Genomic DNA, 24,600 nt, shown 5'->3' on the forward strand with positions numbered 1-24,600 from the left:
GTGCAAGTTTCCAAGCACGGCTCCAAGGTAGTAAGATGGGAGTACGACATTAGGAAGCTTGCAGCCAAGGCCCCCCTCTCTATAAATGGTTAATCGCATCTCTTGTCCTTATCATTGCCCATTTCATTTTGTATGAAATTGTTAATTACTATAACGAATAGTGAATTCTTTGTCAAACACTAAAAAAGAAAAAAATTTAGCGACGGACTTGCAATGGGCGTTCTGGACGTTGAACACAATAGTGACAATGCGGGTCATCACATGCCTCCTCTTGCCACTCATTACACATCGCACAAAAATAACTATCAAACGTGTCATCATAGATGATGGAATTTTGACAACTCGGGCATTGTTGATTTTTTTGAATCGTACCGATGATTTCTAGCCCATCAATAATCACTATATCTTCGCGCTGTTCAATTCGCATTTTATTATTATCTCCTAATGATTTTTCACTTCTAAGGTCTCATCTTCAGATTGCCATTCTACATGGATCATTGGCTTTGTTTCTCGTTTAAAGATTTTCTCACTTTCTTTTTTTGTGAAGGAATAATAGCCATCTTTATTTAACTGAACATCACTTAAATTTTGGGATTCTTTTGTCCCCTCAATTGTAATTTCTAAAGGCCCCAAATCATCATCATCTCCCAGATAAAATAAGCGTAAGCCCACCTCACCATTACTATGATAGATGGCTTTCCAATGTTCACTTTTGGCGATATAATGTATCTCCTGCTTGGGGCTTTGACAAGCTGTCAATAGGATGATGAGGGCAAGTGGAAACATCCATTTTTTCATTAAATATCCCCCTAACCTTGTATGGTGATAGCCCACCCTGTCGGCTTTTCTTCAAAGGCATCCTCGTATTCTGTAAAAACAAAATGAAGTCCCCTTAAATCATCTGGCAAGGGTGGTGTCACCACATACGTACTGCTTTCATGTCCATTTGAGCCACCTGTACCTTTACTTCGGCATTCATAGGACGCATCAATGTATAGACCAAAATGTTTTCGTTCTAATTTTTGCTGAATCGTTAGCTGAGGTTCTTGCTGCTCATCCCAATCGATTAATAATTGCACCACACTTGCATTGTCATATTGACGAACATAAGAAACCGTATACAAACGCTCTCCCTTTGTTACCGTTTTCAATACAGGGATATAGTGACGGAAGCCTGAAGGTTCTACCTTTGAAGTATAGTATTTTTCTGATTTAATCAACTGGAAGAACAACGCTAAAAAAGTATCATCGAAACCATATTGCTGTGCCCATTTCGAAATGGTATCATCCGAAGGCAAGCCTGGAGTAAGAGCAGCTTGCTCTTTTCGTTGCTGCAAAAGTGCACATATTTGCTCATCTATTGTGACAAGCCTTGAATCATTGTATTTGCTATGTTGTTCGGACATCTATATCCTCCTTCCTCCTGCAAGTCCTTCTTCTTTCTATACGTTATTTTCCGCAATTGGTTCCATAAACAGCCTATTTTTACTTGTAAATACAAAAAAAGCTATCCAATACATTGGATAGCTAGTTCGCTAGCATATCATTGTGCCAGCTAGTCGAGTCTGATAATTGATATGTAACCATATTGGCTGTCACAGCGAGAATAACACCCGCTCGGGACATATGAGAGGTATTTGGCTTTTCCAATACAAGGACCACGTAGCCCTCTCCACGTCCTTGCTCATCAAGCGCATTCGTCGCATTGATTTCAAAGGTGGAATACGTTTGCTCATTCGTTGCAAACAGAAGTCGTTCTTCATCATACACGCCATGTTCTTTTAAATTATAGCTGACAGGCATCCACCCTTCAGACCATTCAATACTGCCTATCATTTCTCGTTTCCTTCTGGCAAGACGTCCAATGGAATACCTAAAATATATCTTCATAATCGCTTGATTGTCTTCATTTTTTCCTTCACAAGTGGCTGTCACTTCAAGCATAATATCATTTTTTAAAAGCTTTTTCATAAACACTAATGTCACAGTGATAACACAGATAAATAGTACTATACCCAAGATGATAAATGCCATTAGGTCCCTCCTAGTATCACAATTGCTGTTAATACAATATTACCATGTTCTAGGAGGGATAGGAGCTTTTCACCAAACAATCTTAGAAATTGACACAGGCATAAAGGATAAGACAAAAAGTGATTATTTGTTGGCTTGAAGCTCAACTGTAAGCGTAAAAGGTATTTTTAAGTATTCATAGTGTATCGTTACTTTCTGGTTGTTAGATGCTAGAACTTGTACTGCATAATGCTGTGGCTGCTCGCCAATAGCTTGTTGATTTATGTATCTTTGAGGTACGATCGTTCGCTGTGCTAATTTATGAAAAGATAGTTGATCATTTCCCTCTAGCTTTGTTTCCGCCTCAAAAGGTTCTGACATACTTATTACAAGCTTCGTGTTATCAGGACGCTGATCATTCACCAGTATTTGCTTTAGCTTAATTTCACGCAGCCCTGTATTTTCAAGTGCGATGATTTTGATTGCTTCATTGCCTTGTTTGCTGCTATAGCTTTGAATAACAAGTGGTGGATTGCTCTTGAGATAAATCATAAAGATTGCCCCGACCACTAGCACACTCAGTACTAAAATAAATAGTATTTTTTTCATACTTTCCCTCTCTTTCCTCCCAACTAGTATAACAAAAACAACCTGACTTATTGACAGTCAAGTTGTTTTTGTAAACGTATTTCATCTCGTATTGGAATACCATCATTACCAATGAGTGGGATAGAAGGCTTATAGGCTCTTGCTTTTTCCACTGCATTACGCAGTATTTCTATTAAACAATAGCCTCGTTTTTGATAGAATTTCAATGCATGCAAATTATCGTTTGTTGTAATAAGTGATATGCTTGTACAGCCCTGCTCCATTGCTGCTTGTTCTACTGCTTTCACAAGAGCAGAACCAATACCTTTCCCCTCAACCGTACTATCTAACGAAATGATTTCACAGTCCTCTTCCTGCATGATATAGGTGATTAAACCGATCATCATTTGTTGCTCATTCATAAAAGCAAAGCCCGCTAATTCACTACAATCATAAATGCCACTGGAAATGACCATCTCTGTCGTACCCCAATGTTCCTGAAAAAATTCGCTTACAGTTCGTTTTGGTAGTTGATGTATGGCAATAATCGTCATTTTATAAACTCCTTCTTAAATGGAAATATGAAAAACCCCTGCAATCGCTTTTTGTATGCCTAAAAATACAGCCCAGGATAGCACACCAAGTCCAATAGCTAGTACAATATGTACAGAGGATTTCATCGCCATGTAAATCACAAATAGCATGCACATCGTTGCGGGCAAGCCAACGATAACGCCTACCGTAAAGCGTTGAATATGCTCACTCGACTCACTTTGCACTGTCAGCCAAATAATGCTTAAAATACTCACCAATGGCAACGCAGCAATAATTCCTCCATAGGTAGGGAATCGTCGTGCAACCTCCGTCACAACGCCAATGATGGCTGCTGAACTCAAAATTTTAAAGAATGTATACATTATTTTGCCACCTCACTTAGACGTCGAAACGCCTGTAGAATGGCTTGCTGTTCCTGCTCAGTTAGCTGATTAAGTGCATGCTGTAGCTTATCATCATCTAGCTCCGAGTTTTTCTTCAACACTTGTAGCCCTTCTGCTGTCAAATGTAGCATGACCTTACGCTGGTCGTCACTTGCACGCTCCTTCATCACCCAGCCATGACGCTCTAGCTTTTTCACATGCTCTGATGCCGTATTAGGAGAAATATTTAGTAACCCTGCTATATCACGCACCGTCACTTCCTCTTCCTTTTGTATCATTTGCAAAATACGCACACTCTGATGGGAAATAACATCTTCATGGGTTGTATGTAGATGATAGAATATCGTTGTAAAATAATCATTTATATCTTTAATCATTGTAATAACCCCTTTAATATATCGTTCAAAACGATTATATCGTATACAACGATATATTAAAAGTGACCTCGTTAAAGTTTTTATTTTCAGATATTTTTCTTCAGTAAGCTTAGCATCTGATAGCCATCTGAGGGTAAACCTGCATAGGGCTTATACCATTTTGGATAAATTAGCGGGACTGCTGTTGCAAGAAATTGAAAAGTATTCAAATAAAAAAGGCTATTGAAAAAATAGTGTATCCCTGCATAAGCAGCAAAATAACGGGCTAGATAGCTGGCAAAAAGTAATACTGCTAAAGTCATGATAGGACCACCCGCTATAAATCCGAGCGACTGCTTGCGCGTTAAGCTACTCCCTTTTTGTGGGGTACAGAAGCCAAACAATCCCCATCGAATATGGAAATGTATACGACCTATACGCAAGTTTTCAGGAAGATTTTTTGCACCTAAATAAACATGGGCTCGTTCCTTTGAACATACTATAACACCCAATGCATGCCCAATTTCATGCAACAGAGTAGAGATTGGTATGCCTACTACATATAAAAGCATAAAGGATAGAATGGACATTATTACTCACCCCCTCCCAAAAATTCTATCTATTTTTCATAAACATCTATCTTTCTGCGCTTCTTGCTAAATAGTATCAATGGGTACTTGTGAACACTTACGTTCTACAGTATTATTACTCTATTCTGAATTTAATTGAGGGCATCCCATGTTATACTTTCTCTATTTTTTAGTAGGTGGCACAATCATGGTGCTAGCGCTACTACTTAGCCAATCTAAGTATTTATTTTTATCAGGTATTATTACGGCCTTACCGATATTGACGCTCATTAATATGGGCATGCAAATGAAAAATATGAAAGAAGATACCTTTCATACTGTTCTTCAAAACACGGTATTTGGAGCGGTTGGCATGCTGTTATTTACCGTGCTCACGTTCCTCCTAACAAGCTGGTTTAAACCAGGCATCTCTGTTATGAGCGCGCTCGCTGTCTATGCCCTATTTATGCTTTCTGGCAAATATATTTTATCCATGTTTGCCTAAAGAAAAGGAGCTGCCCTATGACAGCTCCTCATTGATTATTTTCACATAAACACCCTGCTCAAACCTTTCCAAAGCAGAGACATTCATTGCTATGACATAGTTAGATACCTCGCTCGCCTTCCATAGTCGCTGTTGATGATAGATAGCTGGATCGATGAGTCGCACTTTATTGCGAAAATGAATGTCATAATTCGCTTGTTCTTCTCTTACCTCTACATTTTCATGTAATTGTTGTACAAGAGCTTGAACGTCTCGATCATGTGAAGCCTTCATCTGCTGCAATACCTCATGATCAGTCTTTAGGAAATCTTCAAGCGTTAGAATTTGTTTTGCTAGTGACAGCTTTAATACATGCGCTAACGAACTTGTCGCATAGATATTTAAAGGGTGCAAGAAAAAATCTAACACTTCCTGATAATAAATTTTTACAAACCATTCTGCACGTTCAATCGTTTTAACACACAATTTCCCCTGAAAAACGAATAAGTCCTGTAAAAATTTTTGGATATCTTCCAAGGCTAAAATTCCATAAAAATACATATCTCTTAATGTATAATCTATACGATCCGCACACAATGCTGGAGCAGGTTGTTCAAGTAACGACCATCTGGATGTATCTAGTATGTTCTCTACCTCGTAGCCATATTTTTCAAGAATCGCAGGTATCGAAGACTGTTTGATAACATCCATGAATATCGCTTCATGGTAATCTTCCGCCTCATTTTCAAGGACAACATCCACCACATGGGAAAAAGCGGTATGGGACACATCATGTAATAAGCCTGCCACCTGCTCCTGCAATGAACCGCCAAGCTGTCTAATAAGCAGCATGACACCTACAGAATGCTCAAATCTTGAAATAGTCCACCTGCTATTTACTAGAAAGCCTGCCCCAGCCTGATGAATTTCCTTTAAGCGTTGAACTGGCTTACTTACAATCAATTCATCTAACAAACCATCTATCTCGAACTCCCCATATAAGGGGTCACTAATCAGCATTTATATTCTTCCGACTAATCACAAAGACTCCACCACAATGCGATAGTGGGTAAAATGTTAACTCACAAATTTCCTGTAAGGCAACCTTTAGCTCCTCATGGACAAAGTAAAATTCATCCTCGTCCCAGTATCCCTTGCTATCTTGACGACATTGCTCCAGCTGCTCTCTTGTCTGGAAAGCTACATCGCCAATTAAAATTTTCCCTGTTGGTGATAGGTGCTGTAATAATTGTGTGATATACAAAGACTTTTGCTCATCTGTAAAATGATGGAGCGCATACGTACTAATAATCGCATCATAGGGCTGCTGTAATAGCTCCTGTGGCAAGCCATTCATTAAATCCCACTCCATTAAGTGAGCCTCTGGCATTTTTTCCTTGGCAATGGCAATCATGTTCGCAGAAAAATCAAAGCCATAAATCGAATGCCCCTGTTCATAAAGCTTCGCCGTTAATACCCCTGTTCCAAAGCCAATATCTAAAACTGTGGAAGCGGGAACAGCCATCACTTCATTGAAAATTTTATTTAAAATCGCTTTATAGCCTGCAAATGGGTATTGATACTTTTCCTCACTGTGTTGTACCGTTTGGTCGTATCCATCGGCCCATAAATCAAAACCTTCTTTATTTAATAGCATAGTGCCTCCTACAATGTATAAATTCTCCAAGCATTCATTAATTTACGTTCAGTCATCTGTTTCATCATAAATCCCCCTTCATTAACCAATTCAGTCCATTATACCAATTTATTACCTTTTCAACAATTCAGAAAATAAACAATGCTTTATCAATTTTCAAATTTTCATAAGCTGTTATAATATCAATATGTATAAAAATTACAATAAACATTCTGGATAATATTTTATTATAAATTACCAAAATATTACCACATTCAACTTTTTACTATATTATAATACTGGGTAGTTAAAATATAAAAGGAGATGACTTAATGCAAGGTACAAACAAAAAGGCGTTGTTATGGATTAGCATTATAATGAGCTTAATGTCCATTTTCTTTGCATCTTTTGGTTCTAACAGATTTGGAGCCCCATTCCCCTTTATAAGTTACATCGGTGAGAATGAGTTATCATCCGCAATTGCTCTATTTACTAAAAATGGCATTACTCAAAATAACTTTAATATACTTTATTTCTTTATAAATGTTACACTAATTTACTTTATTCTTTTTTATGGTAGAAATATAATTAGTTCATTAAAATTAATTAAACAATCCTAATTCTTATACATCAAGATTACAAAAATTAGCCTATCAAAAGAAAAATAAATTGTGTCCTACATATAATGAAGATGGAAATGTTGATTATAGACAAACAATTTCGTCTAATAAATTTGCATGAACCTTTGCATCTTATACCATTGTAAAGGGAGTAATTTCAAAACAATTCAAGAGCAATTAGGGCAATCACATGTTACTATATCTATAGACACTTATAATTTATAACAAATTAATGTAAATTGGTTGCCTATTTAATTCAACCTATTATAAAACCTCATGTAAACCCATATAAATCAACGTTTCCTTTAAAGGAGGGATCTAAATGATCGCATTCACTTGTAATGCATGCTCTAGAACGACTTCTTTAGGTCAAAGAGGTCAAGATTAAGTTATAAACTAACAGAAATTGAATGATCTCTTTAGGCCAAAAAGTAATCAAATAGCCTAATAAACAGGAGAGATTTCAAATGGAACAACAAAAAATTCAGCCGTTTTTAACGGTTGCCAATTATCATTTACTAGAACAGCAATTAAATAAAATTTTACATGCACTGACAACAACAAAGGATAAAAACGTTATCCTAGCGGTACGTGGCCTTGTTGATACGGAGGTAACAACAAAATTAGCATTATCAGCAGCAGAAACAATGCTGATAGACCAGCTTTTTGCTGTCACAGATCGTGCACAAGGTGATGCATTTTTAGAGCAATTAAAACCATATGTCATCCCGTTCAAGCCGGTGACCGCTAGTACGCTTAAAGCCTTATTTAAAAAAGAAAAGAAGCTCAAGCTACCAAATCTAGAAGCACTCGATTTTCAGCAAATTTGTTATCTTGCTTGGGATGATGCTGGCACACATCGAAAGTATGTTGTCCTTGAGCAAAATGGGCAGCTAAAAGGGATCAAAGGGATATTTGCCAATAACACGGTTCGCGGCATTTGCGCTATCTGTAATCGCCATTCAGATGTAGGCCTATTTACTACGTCCATTAAAGGACAGGTGGTAGGCACGTTTACCAACCACAGTAATTACATTTGTGCAGATAGTCAAACATGCAATGAACATGTTACGGATATGAACAGAACACTGGAGTTTTTCGAGCGTATTACACAAAAATAAATGAACGAAGGCAGAAATGTTGTGCAAGCAACATTTCTGCCTTTAAACTTTAAAAGAATTACTCTTAGGGTATAGAGAAATGTTATCGGTTGGGATTACGATCAATAAATTCCTCTATTTCATCGGCTAATCCGTACACAAGATGGAAATAGTGTTTCTCCGTCATGACACCCTTTTTTCGCCATTTTTGCATTTCTTCATAATGAAATTGATAAAAATAGCCTTCTACATCTCTTCTAGCAATTCCTTTTTTCTCCGCCATCTCTGCAATCGAAAGACCTTTCCTCCACTCTTGGTCGTATTCCTGCACGGTCATGCCCAAAAATTTACTTATAGCTTCATAATCATATTTCACATGGTATACAAGAATACCTTCCTTATTTTCTTCTGCATATACGGTTGAAAATGAGAAAACTACGATAAATAAAAGCACATACACTTTATTGGCACTTTTCATTTTGGAACCCCCATACTTTTTGAAGTTAATGTGTGTGGTTCTCATCATTACTATGTATGAAGGAAATCGTGGAAGTGATGAAGAATGCCAGCGAAGAAGAGAAGATTTTTTTTCTTCCTTCGTGAATGATTTAGTCCAAAATACCAGGGCTTGTCATTAGTCATGTAATACAAAATGAAGCATGATACTATTCACGCAAATTTTCAATTCTACGTTCTTATCGATCGATATCTCTTGTCTAAAATCGATTAAGTCCTTTTCCTCTACATGAATCATTTTCGCGACACTAGCCGTTGAAAACATGTATTCCTTAATGAGGTCATTCAAAAGCAATGCGGCTCTTTCCCTTGCATCAAAGCCTTCAAAGCCAACACATAACATAACTATTTTTCGTTCAATCTTATCTAGCTGCTCCGTCGTGATGCTGCCCTTGTTATTCAATAAACTATCCAGCTCATTCATTGGTAAATCAAATATTTTCGCAAGTTGCTGATGATTGAAACTGAATTTTTCAGCCACTTCTTGAATTTGCTGTCTCAGGTAATCGAATCGGGAAATATCCGTGACAAAAGATACTTCTGCCCTATCCTTCCATTCTTTCACAGTAGTAACCCTCTTTTCATTCTTTTTGATGTATCAAATGAAACTATATTAAAAATGAGGACGCCAAAAAAGTGGCAGTATTAATAAAAAAACGGAAATCGTAATAAAAATGGTAGTGGTTGTAGGGGATAATTTTTGGCGATATGGACCATTATAAAATCCCGAAAACTGCAGTTTATTACGATAGAGGACAAACAATAAACTATATATGGCGATTCCCCCCAGCCACCCAGCGTATGAACCATCAACATTTATTCCAAAAGAGGTATAAATAAGCCTGGCGCCTCCCCACATCACGCATCCAATAATGGAAAAAAGGATAATAATTCTTATTAATTCTAAAAATATTTTAAATGTAATCATCCATAGTTCTCTTATTTCCTTCACCAGCTCTCTCCACCTCCACAATCTGTAAAATTATTATAACACTTCCTGAATTAGTAATTCACTTAAACCGAGAATGTATTGTCGTCTATGGTGAGCTTACTTGTTGTGTCTTAATACGGTTTCAACATGAATTGGGTAGGAATTATAGAACAAAGTATAATTGGTGGGAAATGTATACTTTTATTATTTCCGCTTTATATTCACTGACAAAAGAGTGAAAAAACTTAATGCCCTCACTAGTATTAATAGCCAGCGAATACAAAAGAAAAAACCAACTTTATGCTAAAAAGCTGGTCTAGTTATTCAATCATTCATTTATGACTTGCTGTTTTTCATCTTCATAAAGAGCCAGAAAAGGTTGGCTATTTCTTCAGCTTCATATTTATAAATCGTTTCAGCGAAAGAAGCACGAAATGGCTGTAGCATGATCTCTAAAACACTCATGCGGGGTGTTTCTCTCTTCACTTCATCCAAAAGCAAGCTAGAGAGTTCGAGTGATTTTTGTGGAAGTTCGATTGTCGAGATTTTTTTACAAAATTTCTCTAATTTCTCTTGTATTTCTTTACTAGTAATGGACTTATAGGCTAGATCCTTTTCTAATAAAAACATTTCCTGTGGCTCTAATAGAATTTCTCCACTCTTAATCATTTCTGGCAGAAAACTTTCTACATATTTCAATGACCGAGTAACCACTTTTTTTAGATCTATCGTCATATTAGTAGCCAAATTCCAATAAAAAGATAAATATTGGAATGTGCCAAAAAAGACGACCGCACACTCATAATAATAGTGCTTTCCTTCTTCTCCATAAATATCATAGAATCTGTTTTTTAACCAGGTGATTTCATGAAAGCGATGTTCCGCAAGAATTTCTTGCAGCTCTTCATCATGCAAAAAGGAGATTTCTCGAAATAATGGCATTAAATTATATTTTTCTTTAATTTTTAATGTGGCGATTAATTGTTCAATTAAAACGTCTACATCATCTTTTTTCTTACCAACTAAAATTTCCTCTTTTAAAACATTTCGCTCTTGACGATTTTGCTCTAATACGGCTTTCAGGCATTCGTTTTTAGATGAAAAATAATTATAAAATGTACCTTTCGAAATATTTGCCTTATCTAAAATATCCTGAACCGATGTATGCTGATACCCTTTTTCAGTAAATAATTGTAATGTTGATTCGATAACGATTTGTTTACGATCTTTCATACATTTCTCCAATCTCTAAACACAATAACGAACTTACTACAATTATACTAGGAAAACTAGATTTCTTAAACTATGCAAATTTGATACTAGAGGTCCTCACTCTGTAGTGCCAGTCCAAATCGGTTAGGTTTTTCTAAAATGTATGGATAGTAAAAAACCTTCTGCACACACTACTTTTCAGGAGGTGATATTTAATGGCGAATAATAACAACAACCAAAATTTCAACTCAAAAATTCCTAATGCAGCTCCAAACGCAATGAATTCAATGAATGTTGAATTCGGGAACGAGACTGATGTTAATCAAATCAGACAACAAATTCAACAAGCTGAAGCTAAAAAGCAACAGGCTTCTGGTTCTATGAACGCAATGAAGTCAACGAACGTTGAATTTGGGAATGAAACTGATGTTAACCAAATCAGACAACAAATTCAACAAGCTGAAGCTAAAAAGCAACAGGCTTCTGGTTCTATGAATGCAATGAAGTCAACGAACGTTGAATTTGGGAATGAAACTGATGTTAACCAAATCAGACAACAAATTCAACAAGCTGAAGCAAACAAAAAATTTGCTTCTGGTAAATTTGCTAACGAAAATAATTCAAAATAGCTTTTATTCAACATCCGCAGCCGGCATCCTTGCCGGTTTTTTGTTTTTCACAATTTTGGTTAATTCCTTCAGGATAAAATTCCCGCTTTAGATTTTCATTCAGGTAAACCGAATTTACATACATTCAAAATGATTCGATTCAAGTTATCAATTTGTTTTTTTAAAAAAATTTTTTGCTTCTTCTATTTGCTCCTTTGGTAGAATCCTAAGTAATTCTTCTTCTAACCACGCTATCGTTTTGCTTCTTAAATAATTTCGCATGTGTTCTTCCGCTTCCAGCATGACACTATTGATCGTACAGTTCGATTGACTTGAACAAGACTCACACTTTTGTTTTTTATTTTGATAAGCAAAATTCGCTTTAATATTCTTACACTGAAATATCGGATCTTCACCTTCAACAGCTCGTACAACATCCCAAAATGTAATATCTTCAGGTTTTCTATTGAGTCGATAACCCCCTTTAACACCAGATACCGAACTAACAATGCCTTCCTTGGACAATTTCCCTAAAACTTTTGAAAGATAGGTCTCCGATAATCCTTGAAATTCTGATAAATCCTTTATTCCTATACTTTCATTTTTTGGTACATCAATTAAATAAACAAGACTGTGTAGGGCATATTCAACCATCACACTATATTTCATTATTTCACCCTCTTAAAAAACATTTTGCTTACCATGATAGTAACACATTTTAGCTATACATAAATGAATGAGATTGACAAACGAAAATGAAAAGCGTATATTGTAGACAAAATTAATCAACGATTAAATTAATCGACGATTAGTAACAACTTTATTTAACTGGAGGATTTTTATGCGTAAACTACTTGTGATAAATGCACACCCTGAAGTGGAGTCAAAGACATCTTTGAGCCTTCAAGTATTAGATCATTTTCTAGGGACATACAAAGAAAATAAACAGGATGATGAAGTAATTGAGCAAATTAATCTATATGAAAACGTTGTTCCGATGATAGATAAAATTGTTTTAAGTGGCTGGGAACATTCACGAAATGGAGATCCTTTAACACACGAAGAAAATGAAGTTTTGGAACGCATGAATGAAATTTTAGTTCAATTTAAAAGTGCTAATAAATATTTAATTGTAATGCCTTTGCATAATTTTAATATTCCTTCAAAGCTAAAGGATTATATGGATAACATTCTAATTGCGCGAGAAACATTCAAATATACGGAAAATGGTTCTGTGGGCTTATTAAATGATGGAAGGAGCATGATCATCATACAGGCAAGTGGTTCAATTTATACAAATGGCGATTGGTATACCGAAGTGGAGTATTCCTACAAATACCTTAAATCAATGTTTGCCTTTCTTGGAATAGAAGATTTTAATATTCTTCGTGTCCAAGGAACAGCCTTATTGAATACAGAAGATGTCTTGCAAAATGCACTTTATCAAGCGGATCAATTATCAGTTGAATTAGCTAATAAATAATGGAGGGATTCACAATGACACAACGTATGAATTATTATGAAATTGCACCAGATGCTATGAAGATAATGATGGAAATGGAAAAATACACTAAAAAAAGTAGTATTGAGAGAAAGCTTCGTGAGCTTATTAAAATTAGAGCTTCTCAAATTAATGGCTGTGCCTATTGCATCAACATGCACACTGCTGATGCGAAGAAAATGGGAGAGACTGAACAGCGCTTATACTGCATTAGCGCTTGGAGAGAATGTACTTTTTATTCAGATGCTGAAAAAGTAGCATTAGAATTAACGGAACATATTACGCTTATTCCAAAAAAACGCGTTCCTGATGAATTATATGAGCGTGTGCGCAAGCATTTTGATGAAAAGGCTTATGTCGATTTGGTTATCTTGATTAATCAAATTAACAGTTGGAATCGAATTTCTATTGCTATGGGCAATGTTGCGGAATAATAAATGGCTGCCTTAACAGGTAGCTATTTTTCTTATAGTAGTTGGATATCAATTTGAGTCGTACTTTCATTTGGCAGTCCCCCCTATCTCCCTTTAACAAAATGTTCAAATGTTTGTTTAGGAAATAAAAAAATTTCCCGGGGAAGCGCAAGAAAAGACAAATTCAATCCCACATTCCTCCATCAAGCGACTGATTTCTTCCTTTTCCTTGCCTTTTGAAATACTGGCAGAAGGCAGGGGCTATAATTATTTCCTGTTAAATGTCTTCTATGACCATGCAATCTTAGAAAATTATTAGTGTACATACTTTCACTTACCTCTCTCAGTATTGTTTTTTCGCACAAAAAACACTCGTCATGTAAACGAGTGTTTCGTAATTAGTATGATAACCACTTAGGTGCTGTGTAGGTTTTTAAGGCTTTTTAAATTCTTGCAAGTTTATTAAGATTGGGGTTAAATATTGAGTGGTCTTTCACTTGTTTCCAACATACACGTACAGTGAACGTGTTTATTTTGTAATGGAAATTTGATTAGCGTATTTCGTATACTTTTGATAAAACTTAATAATATCAATTTACACCGTTTATTAACGTAATTCACTATATCGCATAGTTCATTGTATTTGATTAACCTATGCAACTTTTGTTACTACCAATGCAGCATTATCATAAGTTATGACTCCCGTTGAACTTACTATGGCAACTCGTATAACATCACCCTGGTTTAACGCTAATTGGTCTGTTCTTGATACTAAATCTACTTCAATATTAGCAGCAGTTACAAAGGTTTGATATTCAATCTGTTTTGTTGCAAGAGGAGTCCCATTTATAGAGAGGCGGAAAATAATATTATTCGATATGCCTCCTGAACTTGCTCTTAATTCAATTGTAAACGTAACAGTATATACCCCTTGACTATTAACAGTAATAGAATCATCAATTGTACTTGGTGTTGTTCCACTGGAAGGTCCGACTGTGTCGAAATTAACATTTGGATCAATAGTAGGATTTCCTCCAGCTACGTTATATATTGAACCATAAGCTGGGATAAATTGTACTGGTTCTTCTTGAGTTGGCACATTGGGACAACTAGAAACCCTAAACTTGGAGAAACTTTTACAGTCTTCACATCCCTCGCAATCATTGCAAAGCTTATTGAATCCATGATTATTAGACAAATGTATCCTCACTTCTATTATTTCGATTAGAATATTTTATGTTTTTTAGGTCATATTCGTTTGTACATAAGATAGGAGTTTGCCCATGACATTTTTCCTTTTAATAAATACTAAGTCCATCCCAGTCATTTAGCTGTTTCATCAATCAGCATATTTCGTTTAACCAATACCTTTTGTACTGAAACTCAGACAAAAATGGTTTGAGTTTTTTTGTGTATGTGAATCCTTTAATTTATCAAAATATTATAGGTGTGTAACTTTTTCTCCAAAAATGAGCATCAAATGGCATAAGCTAAATACTATTATTTTATGTCAACAATTATTCTCGCTACTCTATATTCACCTTCTTCTATCTCTATCGCCATATTGCTATCAATATCATTCGTAATTTCCACAGCCCTTATTTTATATATATTCGTTCCGGTATTCAGCCTGTAACCCTCTTCGTGTTTTGTAGGTAAATCTGTTGTTTGTTCTTTTATTTCTCCGACTTTTTCTTCTATTTTATCATTTGGGATCGGTTCATTAGTAACAATATAATTATGACCATTCCAATTAAATACAGGGAAAGAAATATTGTCTTGATTTCGTTCATTGCACCCAGTTAACAGAAGGAAAGTAACTAAAAATAACAAAATTGATCTTTTTATCATATTTGTTCCTCCACCAAAGAAGATGAGGGTATTAACCAAATCTTCTTTTGCATCTTTTTATTTTTTAGTATTCATATAATATTTTTTCATAAGTTCTATCAGCCTATGGATAGTTTTTATAAGTTGTTGAAAAAATTTTCCAGCAACGTTGTATTTTACTTCTTTATAATTTGTCACCATATATACGACTCCACCTACTATAATCTGCATGAATATAAAAACCCGTAGAAGCAGATTCGGCTGACTTACTGATACATATACTCCAAATGACAGATTTTGTTACACTAACACCCCTTTCCCCGAATCATATGTTAGGACTATCATTTATCACTCTACCCTGTTAAATGAAAGAAACATTGAATATTACCCCTATCCCAAATATTGGGTTTATGATAACATATATCTGAATCTTTTAACTTTGGAAAATATGAAAGGAAGTGTAATAACCAGATATGAAAAAGATATTGAAACCATTGATTAGTGGTATTGTCATTGGTGCCCTCTCTCTAACTATAAATATAGATAAAAATGTATTAGCTAATGATATTGCAAATACATGTAAGTATGATTCGGCATCGAAGGTCAACCCTGATTATTCCACAATGAACTGTTTGTTAACCGAAACAGCACTGAGTTATAATGTTCCTCCTGAAATTGTGAAGGCAATAGCGGAAGGTGAAAGTGGAAATTGGCGTCATTTCGATATGAATGGTAAAGCGATTGTGACAGCTGATAATGGAATTGGCATTATGCAAATTACCAATCAAGCTGACTACAATCAAGATAGACTAAAAAGCGATATTGTCTATAATATTCGAGCTGGTGTGGAGACTCTAGATGATATGTTTAAGCGTAAGGATTTGCCTAGCATCAACGGTGGGAAAAGAGATATATTGGAACATTGGTACTTCGCTATCATGGCTTATAACGGTACTAAGCCGGTAAATAGTCCATTTGTCCAAGCAACTGGGGAAAGAAATGCAAATGCCTATCAAGAAAAAATTCTCCAAATTATTGAGAGATTAGAATTAATAGACTTAACAGAGCTGCCTTTTACACGCGAACATTTTCAATATGACTCTAACAGCAGGGAAAATATTAAATTTTCAGCGATGAACTATGATTTTGATTTACCTTTAACAAAATCAAAGTACTTTTTTAAAACAAATCAAAAAGTTAATGCAACAACTAATGTAACAGTTAGGACAAAACCTACTACGGATAGTCCTTCTATGGGTACTTTACGTAAAGGCGAAATTGTTACCATTACGGGCCCTTTTGAATATGAAGCCGTATCAACGAAGAAAAACCATTTTGTTTGGTATCCTGTGAAAAGAAATGACGGGACAGAGGGGTATGTAGCATCAAGTTATTTAAACTACTCAGCTTCAACACCTACAACTCCTACAACTCCAGTAGGTAGTATAGATGTATCAAAGTTCGCTGATTACAAGGCAGACCAGTACTGGGCAGAGGATTTTCAATGGGCAGTAAACAAAGGACTTATCAGCGGTTATCCAAACGTATACAACCCTGCAACAAAGAAATACGAAAACTTACTGAAACCAAACACGAATTTAACAGAAAATCAGATGTTATCTGTACTTTTCCGTTACTTTAAGTCTGATGAATTAGCTTCAACAAAACCTAGTTCTTCATGGAGTGCAGATGTAAACTATCAACTAGCAAGTAAGTACGCTCTACCAACGCTTGGTGGTATATCAACGTCTAAACAGGTATATGCTGTCAAAGACATCACACGTGGTAATTTTGCTCGTATCCTAGCATCTATGCATTATGGAAAAACAGTATCTCAGCCAGAAGCCATCCAGTTTCTACGTGACTTCGACTTAACAACTACTAAAACGGATGCAGAGTTTAAACCAAATGATTCTCTAACAAGAGCGCACGCTGTGGCATTCTTCCACCGTTATGAGCAAATATTCAATAAATAAATTGCTATCTATAAGTGGTGCTATAAAGCCCTATGTGGAGTTACGGGAGAGGCTGTGAAAGCATAACAAAAGGACTTGCATATAGGGTAATCAATCATAAACAAAAGTCCTGTTCATATTGATGGAAAGCACCTTCAATCGAGAGTGCTCAATGTAGCTATTGATATCAGCTATCGCTACAATTCAATTGATAAATCTAAGAAAATCAAAAACTTAAGAGTTTGGGGTACTTTTTAGGGTACATGCTTTCCCCTACCTCCCCCACTCTGAAAAATTAAAAGTTATAACTCAATGACATTTTACAAACGCTGAGATATTCACAAAAAAACACTCGTCATGTAAACGAGTGTTTCGTACTTATTATGACAACCACTTAGGTGGTGTGTTTTTTTCCCAATAGATATCGCCAAGGTTGTTGTGTGCCATGAAGTTGTCCTCGACACTGTGGTAATGGAAGTTGTAGTAGTAGCCTTCCTGCGGTCTTTTTTCTGTGCGCACATGGAAACGAATTAAATCTGTGCCTGTTTCATTGTTGATGACATTGAAAATTTTCTCACCGTAATTACCACTTGGCCTTTCAGAGATGGTTAAAGATGCAGCAGTTTGATCATCAAGATTAGCCACTGTCATTGCAATAGCTTCCTCCATTTTTGGGAAGATGATGCTGTCGAATTCATTGCTAATTTTTGGACCAATTTTTGTGCCAAATTTTATGTACGATTGTTCTCTAGCTGCATCCACCAGTAAGGCATTATAATCAATCGCTTCCTCTTGTATCTGTAGCTGCTCGTCACTGCTGTCATCATGCTCAGCCGCTAAAGCAGTGCTTGTCCCTGATGAAGGGCCGATAGATGCACGGTTCGAAGGATTTTGATCAAATGCTTCCCAAATCTCATGTGTAGGCGTTATTAAACCAAATGTTAAAAACGCAACCATGATGACTATACTTTTCTTAACCCACGTTTTCATTTATTGTCACCTACTCTTTATGTACAAATTGGTAATTCTCCTATTATTATATACGTTCTCGCCATTAAAAGGTTTCATATTTCTATAATTCATTGTACAATATTTATGAATAATGTGTCGTTTTTTTAAAGGAGGTACAAAGCATGAGCATCGCAATGGGTATTGGTCTTTTATTAATGTTAGGTTACTTATCATCTTTATGTTTCACGGACTAATTTTTTTATTTTGTAATATGTACCCTACAAAGCCCTAAAAGCCTGTTATATGCAGCTTTTGGGGTTTTTCATTTTTCTTTACAATGCATAGTAACGCAAAATAATGCACACAGTTGGGGCTCGTTTTGGGACTATGTTGGGGCTTGTTGGGGCTAATATAATATTACTAATACTTGGCAGCGCGTTAAGCAAAATTTTAAATTAAATTAGTAAATAGCTAAAATAAATAAAGCTAATTTCTAATAAGGTAAATTAATTTCAGATAAGACTATTATTTTATATAGGTCGAAAAACATAAATTAAGAAGAAGAATTTGAAAAGTTATTTAAATTATAAATTTTTACTGTACAATTTCTTTCAACTAATCACTTTCTTCCCTAACTCCCCCAAAAATAATCATTTTACACCTCACTACTTAAGGCGCACTTTCATGACGATACAATTATCTAATAATATTCCGATATCTACAGTTGCTGCTTTAGTTGGCGATATTCCAGAGACGATTTATAAAGTTTATGCACATTCATTAAAAAAAGAGGAGGTACACGTATCTAATCGTATGGATGAAATTATCACTTTAAAATAATTTGAAATATCTAATGATTGGGAGTACATGCTTTACCCTATTTCCTCTTGGTTAAACCACAAAAAAACACCCATATTGTAAACGAGTGTTGTGTTTCTTTTATAAAACCACTTAGGTGGTGTGAATCAGTACTGATATTTTAAAATATCGTAGGTTATACTTTCCCACTTCATTGTAAATACGATTTGAAATTTTACTAAATTATTTGAAATGTTTAGGACTTAGCAAGCCATTCCGTTAAAAATTGTTTCAACAGTAATTTTTGATGTACTGAAAAAGGATTGAATTTTGTTTCAGTCCTCACCATTATATTAGATATGATAAAGTCTTTATTTCGGTTAAAGCAAATATACTCACAAATAAACCTAGTTATTGTATGTTTATCGTTTATTTGGATTATTTCAGTCCATAGCCAATAAAGAATATTTGAGACTAAATCTATCAAAAATTCTACCTTTAAATCTTCATTTTTAAAATAATTAAAAAGTAGTTGCATTTCATAATCCGTAACGTAATTTTTCTCTTTTATATAACAAGTGAAAACTTCATCTGTAATTGGTATTAATGTATAACCAGCCATTATTAGTTTACCCATTAAGAAATTTTGTTCTTCTTGCGTTTGAATTTTTCTGAATTTTAATAAATTCATTATATCTAGCGTAGAAATACAGTTAATATTAAATTCATTTTTAGCTATATCTCTTACAGTTGCACTATCAATTAACAGATTTAGTGATTGATTTTTACATATTTCAAAAATGTTTTCTAAGAATGGAATGTCTTTAGGATTAGAAACTTGATCTTTAATAACATTACCAACCATTATGCAATTTTCTTTAATCCAGTTAAGTATATACTCTTGATTTTGTACTGCTTCTTTTACTTGGCTTGGAGAGTATTCGATTACTTGTATTTTTTCATTTTCATATGACATTGTCTTAATACCATTGTGAATAGAAAGTTTATTATTGTAATATTCATGTAAGGCTGAATCAAATTGTTCTTGTTGAATATATAACTTGAATTCTGATTTAAGCATGTCAAGTAAATTTAAATGATTTAACATTAGTAAGGTAGTAAAATCACATAATATTCCTTTTGAATATAAAGCAATTTTTAAACCTGACACTAATTCCTCTATAGACCCATTTATAACCTTTATAGGAAGATCCTTATTATTAATTACATATGCCCATGTTTCAAAGGGGTTTCGATTTAAGATATTGACTAGAAAATTTATAGGTAGTTTATACTTAATAAATAATGAAATAGGTTCTTCTGTAGATTCCTTTGGCTGTTTTAAGTTAGAAATTAATTCAGAAGATACTTCATCATTTTCTAATACTGTAATTTTTTTGAAAATAGGATCATCATCTGGAAATGTACTTTCAAAGTTTTTAATAATATTTTGGTATTCTTTTATCCAGTTTTCTTCAGGAGCATTAATGAACTGATTCAGCGTTGAAAAATTGTAAAAATAAAATCCCCATATTTTTGCGGAATTTTTTCCTACCAGGAGAGCTTTATACGCATATTCCATTGATTTCCTATATTCCATTGCTTCTTTATAGGCAAAACTTATTAACTGGTAATCTTCTATATTTCCACGTTTATTTACTTCATTTTCCGCAGCAGATAAAATTTCAAGGCAAGTTTGAATCTCCCCTTGTTGATAAAAGCAATTTGCGTAACTTAATTGGTATTTTAATTCTCTAGTTTGTTGATATAGTGATAAATAATTAAGCTTTGCCTTTTCATACCATCCAAAATTGAAATAAATAGTTGCAATTACCTCAGATAGGATAACAGATTTAAAAGGCAATTTCTCCTCAAAGTCAACTATTGTTTTGTATTCACCAAGTTCATAGAGAGTTTGGATATAGCGACTAACTATAGATTCGTGTTGTATCCAATTAGGAATTGTAATTATAATTTCTTTTAACTTTATATAATCATCTTTAGTGTGTTTATTGTAATAAGCTATACTTAAGATTACTTTTATAGATACCTTATCTTGATAATTGAATTTATCTAAATTGGGTTCTAAAAGAGATATCGTCTTTTCCCAATCTTGTTTTTTAAAGGCATAATATCCATTTAAAATGTCTTTGAACGAACTATTAAACTCGTCGATATTAAATGTATTAATTAATTCTATAATTTCCGCATGCTTTAATTGTGCAAACAACGCATCAATATATTTAAAATAGTATGAGAAGTTAGTATCGTTAGGCTCCCCCAGTAATTGGTTTTCTTGTAGAAGTTGTACTGCTTTAGCAGGAATGCTTGAATTTATATATGAATCAGCTAAGAGTAACATTTCATCTAAGTCTAAACCATCGATAGTTTTTTTCTCTTCTAATAAAACTATAGATTTTTCCCATTCATTAGAACCAATAATATTAAGAAGTAGATTGTCAAATATTTTACTACTGTAATTTTTGTCTTTTTGAAATAATTCTTCATACAGTATCTTAGCTTCTGAAAACCTATTTGTTCTAAAGTAAAGACAAGCTTTTAACTCTTTTATTCTATCTAAAATATAAAAGTTCTCGGTTGTTTGCTTTTCAATACTTTCAAGAAGTGGTAGCACCCCTTTAAATGTAAGTTCTGGATATACAATTTTATTTCTAGACAGATTAGTCTCTAATTGTAATACTAATGCTTCAGCTTTTATTAATAACCAAACTATATTAAATTGATTATCTTGTAGTTTTTCACTTGCAAGATTAATGACTTTTTCAAACTCTTGCAAAAGAATCCATATACTAGCTTTTGTTTCCTCGAATTTTCCGTCTGATTGACTTTCAATAATATCAATAGCTTCTTTATATTTATTTTGGCCTATTAATACATTTAATAAGACACTAAGGTTTTCAGAAGTCTCTCCACCTATTTCAATAGCTTTTCCAATGTGAATTTCTGCTTTATTAAAACGTTCTTCAAATATGTTTATAAGAGCTAAAAAACGTTCTTTTCTAGCTTCGTTTTTGCAGTGTGTGATGGCAGTGTAGAGGTGTCGAATAGCCTTTTCAAATTCTCTAGTTTCAATAAAAGTATTTGCTATTACTATATGTAGCTCTAAAGTTTCGTCGGGCTTTAGATTTGGTTTATTTAATCTTTCAATAGCTTTTTCTCGAGCACTTTTTAAGAGACCTTTTTTCATTAGATCATTTAAATCATTAAATTCAGTAGGGGTAATTATTTCTTTTAAGTAACTATTATTCTCTTCAACTAAATTAGTAGTTAAAGCTTGCTTTTCAATCACTGTATTAAAGCCTTCTTTAATTGTTTCTTCTAAAGTTCCGATTTTGTATAGTAGTTCTAAAAATTCTGGATCCCAATTTTTTGTTTTATAGTCATTCATACAAAGAGCTATTAATTCAAAAAAGGGTTTTATTAAATCTTGGTACTCTCGATACGATTCCATATAGGGGTCGAGATTTAGTTCGTGTGTATTAATACTTGCTGGTGCCTCTTCTAAAATCCAGCGGAATACCTCATTTCTGTTTATAGAATCGTCTAATAAAGCTACTGCTAATTCATCAGGAATATTCAATACTGCTTTTGCGTCTTCAATAGCTGCTTTAAAAATAAGTGTAGTTTTTTGCGTATAATTGTCTCTTATCCATTTATCTTTAATATCACGAAAAATTTTTGTATTTGTAACTTTAGGAAGCAGATAGGACATAAATTTAGGAGCAATAGTTTTTAAAAAGATAATCGATGATGTAGTATTCAATTATATTCACCTTTCATACATGATTTATTTTTCGTATTTATTAAGTATATGGTCATGGGGCAACTACTGTGAATATTGAGTGACTGCTGATACACCACAGGAGTGAAGTAGTAGGGAAGAATGACAACTGTCTCTGAAACGTGTCCTTTAAAATATAAAAATAATGGATCCAATAGGTAATTTTATTTTAAAACAAAGTAGACTAGAGGCAAACCTTCCAGTGAAGTATTATAAGGTAAAGCATTTCTGAAAACTACCTATAAACCATCTTTAAATAATCTCCCTTTCTTATACCGCCTTTATATTTCTTCTGGATTATGGTAATAATCATTTGGACATCTAGCTGACTGATTATATGTTCTTCTGCATTTCAAAGATAGTTTGTAAGAGGTAATAAGTACACATTTTACATACGTCTACAGTATATCAGACATCCATGCAGTGCTATTGTTCTGCTGGTTTTATTGAAATTAAATAAGCTAAAATATTCAATTTTTTACTTTAAAAGGAATTTCAATTTGTCCAGATCGAACTTTTGGGTTCCTTTGGATATCTTAAAGTAACCAATTCCACTTTTCATATTTCAGTTCCTTCCTCACCTTTCACTTTAAATGCTTCAAGTTGTTTGTGTATGCTGCTTATAATAGCTTCATAAGAGAAATTAAAGGTGTTTTTATTTAACTTTAATTCCTGTTCCCTTTTATTTGTATCTCTTAATTCTCTTACACACTTATGTAAGATGTGTTAAAATTTTTGGAATTCAAAGTAATTTCTTTTCGCACAAATTAAACAACTATATTTTTAGCCCCGTTCTTTTCTTAGAACGGGGCTATACTTATTGAAGGTTTTGAAATTAATAACTTTAATTGTTTAATTCTTTTGCCTTATAGTAAATAATCATTCTGGATAAAAATATCTGTCAGGTGAACACTTTGTATTAACCATAAAATCTGTATCCCTAAGAGCTTTAATTGTATCTTTTCATTGTAGTTCCTTTTCAGTTTAATTTAATTTATAACCAAAATCCTATATAAAGTTATAAATATAAAAAGTAATACATAAAATAGGAATATAATATTATATAAGTAGTTCTATAATATTATATAAGTAGTTCTTTTTAATATATCCTCCAAAATATAATAACCATATTTTCTCATAAAATCAATATTAAAATATATTTTACATATATAATCTATTTTCAACGCAGACTATATAGAAAACTATTTATAGAATTCTTTTAACCATCAATATTCTTATTATGGTTTCAAACAATTCAACATCTCAGCATTCAAAAATTTCAATCCTGATACTCCCTTTAAGTATTTTAAATCACATGTGTTATAGCTTTATTCTTTTGAAATATGTCAGTGCCTTATACAAAAGAAATACTAATTCATCATTTATCCAGTTAACTCAAATTAAAAGGATTCATCAAATTCGATGAATCCTAAAAATAACTAATAATAATTAAAATGTAACTTTGCCATCCATACATTATGTGATTAAAAATAAGAAATTCTAAATCACCTCCTTAAAACAAAAAAGACTCACTATATAGTCAGTCAAAATAAAGCTTATCAAATATTTTACCCATCAAGAAAATAGCTAAAATAAAGCTAATAATTCCACCACTACTTATAGCCAATAACGAAAACATCAAGTGTGGCACTCCATATAATGACCATAGACATAAAAAGACCAGGTAACTACCTAAACATCCCACTAAAGTAGCAATTATATAACCCAAAATTAAAGTAGGATTTTTTACTTTTTGTCTTGCCTTAGTTCCTAGCACGA

General features: G+C 33.8%; 28 protein-coding genes. 7 read left to right on the forward strand and 21 right to left on the reverse strand.

The window, feature by feature from the left end:
- Positions 1-196: 196 nt before the first annotated feature.
- From BFM98_RS06265 to BFM98_RS06305, 9 genes are all read right to left on the reverse strand, one after another.
- Positions 197-427 (reverse strand): hypothetical protein, encoded by a 231-nt coding sequence (locus BFM98_RS06265; RefSeq protein ID WP_048394522.1) that lies wholly within the window; start codon positions 425-427, stop codon positions 197-199.
- A gap of 14 nt (positions 428-441) precedes the next feature.
- Positions 442-798, reverse strand: a complete 357-nt coding sequence (locus BFM98_RS06270) for a hypothetical protein (RefSeq protein WP_054549268.1) — start codon at positions 796-798, stop codon at positions 442-444.
- A gap of 11 nt (positions 799-809) precedes the next feature.
- Positions 810-1,406 carry a hypothetical protein gene (locus tag BFM98_RS06275; protein WP_066036851.1) on the reverse strand — a complete coding sequence of 199 codons (597 nt, stop codon included), beginning with the start codon at positions 1,404-1,406 and terminating at the stop codon, positions 810-812.
- Between the two features lie 121 nt (positions 1,407-1,527).
- Positions 1,528-2,034 carry a hypothetical protein gene (locus BFM98_RS06280; protein ID WP_066036852.1) on the reverse strand — a complete coding sequence of 169 codons (507 nt, stop codon included), beginning with the start codon at positions 2,032-2,034 and terminating at the stop codon, positions 1,528-1,530.
- A 123-nt stretch (positions 2,035-2,157) separates the two neighbouring features.
- On the reverse strand, positions 2,158-2,622 hold the full coding sequence (locus BFM98_RS06285) for a hypothetical protein (RefSeq protein ID WP_054549271.1): 465 nt from the start codon (positions 2,620-2,622) through the stop codon (positions 2,158-2,160).
- 47 nt (positions 2,623-2,669) lie between these two features.
- Positions 2,670-3,155 (reverse strand): GNAT family N-acetyltransferase, encoded by a 486-nt coding sequence (locus BFM98_RS06290; RefSeq protein ID WP_066036853.1) that lies wholly within the window; start codon positions 3,153-3,155, stop codon positions 2,670-2,672.
- A gap of 15 nt (positions 3,156-3,170) precedes the next feature.
- On the reverse strand, positions 3,171-3,518 hold the full coding sequence (locus BFM98_RS06295) for a DUF3147 family protein (RefSeq protein ID WP_016993931.1): 348 nt from the start codon (positions 3,516-3,518) through the stop codon (positions 3,171-3,173).
- Positions 3,518-3,916, reverse strand: a complete 399-nt coding sequence (locus tag BFM98_RS06300; RefSeq protein ID WP_036219134.1) for a MarR family winged helix-turn-helix transcriptional regulator — start codon at positions 3,914-3,916, stop codon at positions 3,518-3,520. Before BFM98_RS06300 ends, BFM98_RS06295 begins: the two co-directional genes overlap by 1 nt.
- A gap of 86 nt (positions 3,917-4,002) precedes the next feature.
- Positions 4,003-4,485 (reverse strand): hypothetical protein, encoded by a 483-nt coding sequence (locus BFM98_RS06305; RefSeq protein WP_083225252.1) that lies wholly within the window; start codon positions 4,483-4,485, stop codon positions 4,003-4,005.
- Positions 4,486-4,672: 187 nt separating this feature from the next.
- Here BFM98_RS06305 and BFM98_RS06310 point away from each other — a divergent pair, with 187 nt between their 5' ends.
- Positions 4,673-4,969 carry a hypothetical protein gene (locus BFM98_RS06310; protein WP_083225253.1) on the forward strand — a complete coding sequence of 99 codons (297 nt, stop codon included), beginning with the start codon at positions 4,673-4,675 and terminating at the stop codon, positions 4,967-4,969.
- A gap of 15 nt (positions 4,970-4,984) precedes the next feature.
- On the opposite strand, the gene BFM98_RS06315 is transcribed toward BFM98_RS06310, so the two are convergent.
- Positions 4,985-5,968, reverse strand: a complete 984-nt coding sequence (locus BFM98_RS06315) for an HD domain-containing protein (RefSeq protein WP_066036855.1) — start codon at positions 5,966-5,968, stop codon at positions 4,985-4,987.
- Entirely contained in the window at positions 5,958-6,605 is a 648-nt protein-coding gene (locus tag BFM98_RS06320; protein WP_066036856.1) for a class I SAM-dependent methyltransferase, read from the reverse strand. The genes BFM98_RS06315 and BFM98_RS06320 overlap by 11 nt, the downstream gene beginning before the upstream one ends.
- A gap of 1,066 nt (positions 6,606-7,671) precedes the next feature.
- Between BFM98_RS06320 and BFM98_RS06330 the strand changes: the two genes are divergently transcribed.
- A complete protein-coding gene (locus BFM98_RS06330) occupies positions 7,672-8,325 on the forward strand; it encodes a FusB/FusC family EF-G-binding protein (RefSeq protein WP_066036858.1) in 654 nt (217 codons plus the stop codon).
- 82 nt (positions 8,326-8,407) lie between these two features.
- Here the strand turns inward: BFM98_RS06330 and BFM98_RS06335 are convergent, their stop codons facing one another.
- From BFM98_RS06335 to BFM98_RS06350, 4 genes are all read right to left on the reverse strand, one after another.
- On the reverse strand, positions 8,408-8,782 hold the full coding sequence (locus tag BFM98_RS06335) for a hypothetical protein (protein WP_066036859.1): 375 nt from the start codon (positions 8,780-8,782) through the stop codon (positions 8,408-8,410).
- Between the two features lie 156 nt (positions 8,783-8,938).
- Positions 8,939-9,385 carry an HTH domain-containing protein gene (locus BFM98_RS06340; protein ID WP_066036860.1) on the reverse strand — a complete coding sequence of 149 codons (447 nt, stop codon included), beginning with the start codon at positions 9,383-9,385 and terminating at the stop codon, positions 8,939-8,941.
- Positions 9,386-9,433: 48 nt separating this feature from the next.
- Positions 9,434-9,748, reverse strand: coding sequence for a hypothetical protein (locus tag BFM98_RS06345; RefSeq protein ID WP_048394610.1), 315 nt, complete (start codon positions 9,746-9,748; stop codon positions 9,434-9,436).
- 339 nt (positions 9,749-10,087) lie between these two features.
- Complete coding sequence (locus BFM98_RS06350) at positions 10,088-10,984, reverse strand: TetR/AcrR family transcriptional regulator (protein ID WP_066036861.1); 897 nt, start codon at positions 10,982-10,984, stop codon at positions 10,088-10,090.
- 194 nt (positions 10,985-11,178) lie between these two features.
- Between BFM98_RS06350 and BFM98_RS06355 the strand changes: the two genes are divergently transcribed.
- On the forward strand, positions 11,179-11,592 hold the full coding sequence (locus BFM98_RS06355) for a gamma-type small acid-soluble spore protein (protein WP_066036862.1): 414 nt from the start codon (positions 11,179-11,181) through the stop codon (positions 11,590-11,592).
- A gap of 147 nt (positions 11,593-11,739) precedes the next feature.
- Here BFM98_RS06355 and BFM98_RS06360 read toward each other — a convergent pair whose 3' ends face one another.
- Entirely contained in the window at positions 11,740-12,240 is a 501-nt protein-coding gene (locus BFM98_RS06360) for an RrF2 family transcriptional regulator (RefSeq protein ID WP_066036863.1), read from the reverse strand.
- A 172-nt stretch (positions 12,241-12,412) separates the two neighbouring features.
- Here BFM98_RS06360 and BFM98_RS06365 point away from each other — a divergent pair, with 172 nt between their 5' ends.
- Together BFM98_RS06365 and BFM98_RS06370 are read left to right on the forward strand one after the other, a co-directional pair.
- Entirely contained in the window at positions 12,413-13,054 is a 642-nt protein-coding gene (locus BFM98_RS06365) for an FMN-dependent NADH-azoreductase (RefSeq protein ID WP_066036864.1), read from the forward strand.
- Between the two features lie 14 nt (positions 13,055-13,068).
- On the forward strand, positions 13,069-13,506 hold the full coding sequence (locus BFM98_RS06370; RefSeq protein ID WP_066036865.1) for a carboxymuconolactone decarboxylase family protein: 438 nt from the start codon (positions 13,069-13,071) through the stop codon (positions 13,504-13,506).
- A gap of 631 nt (positions 13,507-14,137) precedes the next feature.
- Here the strand turns inward: BFM98_RS06370 and BFM98_RS06375 are convergent.
- Together BFM98_RS06375 and BFM98_RS06380 are read right to left on the reverse strand one after the other, a co-directional pair.
- Positions 14,138-14,683, reverse strand: coding sequence for a hypothetical protein (locus BFM98_RS06375; protein WP_139111219.1), 546 nt, complete (start codon positions 14,681-14,683; stop codon positions 14,138-14,140).
- A 302-nt stretch (positions 14,684-14,985) separates the two neighbouring features.
- Positions 14,986-15,336, reverse strand: a complete 351-nt coding sequence (locus BFM98_RS06380) for a hypothetical protein (protein ID WP_066036867.1) — start codon at positions 15,334-15,336, stop codon at positions 14,986-14,988.
- A 452-nt stretch (positions 15,337-15,788) separates the two neighbouring features.
- Between BFM98_RS06380 and BFM98_RS06385 the strand changes: the two genes are divergently transcribed.
- On the forward strand, positions 15,789-17,291 hold the full coding sequence (locus BFM98_RS06385; protein ID WP_066036868.1) for an SH3 domain-containing protein: 1,503 nt from the start codon (positions 15,789-15,791) through the stop codon (positions 17,289-17,291).
- Positions 17,292-17,651: 360 nt separating this feature from the next.
- Here BFM98_RS06385 and BFM98_RS06390 read toward each other — a convergent pair whose 3' ends face one another.
- A complete protein-coding gene (locus BFM98_RS06390; RefSeq protein WP_036080766.1) occupies positions 17,652-18,260 on the reverse strand; it encodes a YpjP family protein in 609 nt (202 codons plus the stop codon).
- 645 nt (positions 18,261-18,905) lie between these two features.
- On the opposite strand from BFM98_RS06390, the gene BFM98_RS23830 reads away from it, so the two are divergent.
- The gene (locus tag BFM98_RS23830) at positions 18,906-19,061 is read left to right on the forward strand and encodes a hypothetical protein (RefSeq protein ID WP_175400720.1); all 156 of its coding nucleotides are present in this window, start codon (positions 18,906-18,908) and stop codon (positions 19,059-19,061) included.
- Between the two features lie 214 nt (positions 19,062-19,275).
- Here the strand turns inward: BFM98_RS23830 and BFM98_RS06395 are convergent, their stop codons facing one another.
- Positions 19,276-22,803 (reverse strand): tetratricopeptide repeat protein, encoded by a 3,528-nt coding sequence (locus tag BFM98_RS06395; RefSeq protein WP_066036869.1) that lies wholly within the window; start codon positions 22,801-22,803, stop codon positions 19,276-19,278.
- Between the two features lie 1,558 nt (positions 22,804-24,361).
- On the reverse strand, positions 24,362-24,598 hold the full coding sequence (locus tag BFM98_RS06400; RefSeq protein WP_066036870.1) for a hypothetical protein: 237 nt from the start codon (positions 24,596-24,598) through the stop codon (positions 24,362-24,364).
- Between the last annotated feature and the right edge of the window lie 2 nt (positions 24,599-24,600).

This window comes from Lysinibacillus sp. AR18-8 (assembly GCF_001705465.1).
Classification (GTDB): domain Bacteria; phylum Bacillota; class Bacilli; order Bacillales_A; family Planococcaceae; genus Lysinibacillus; species Lysinibacillus capsici.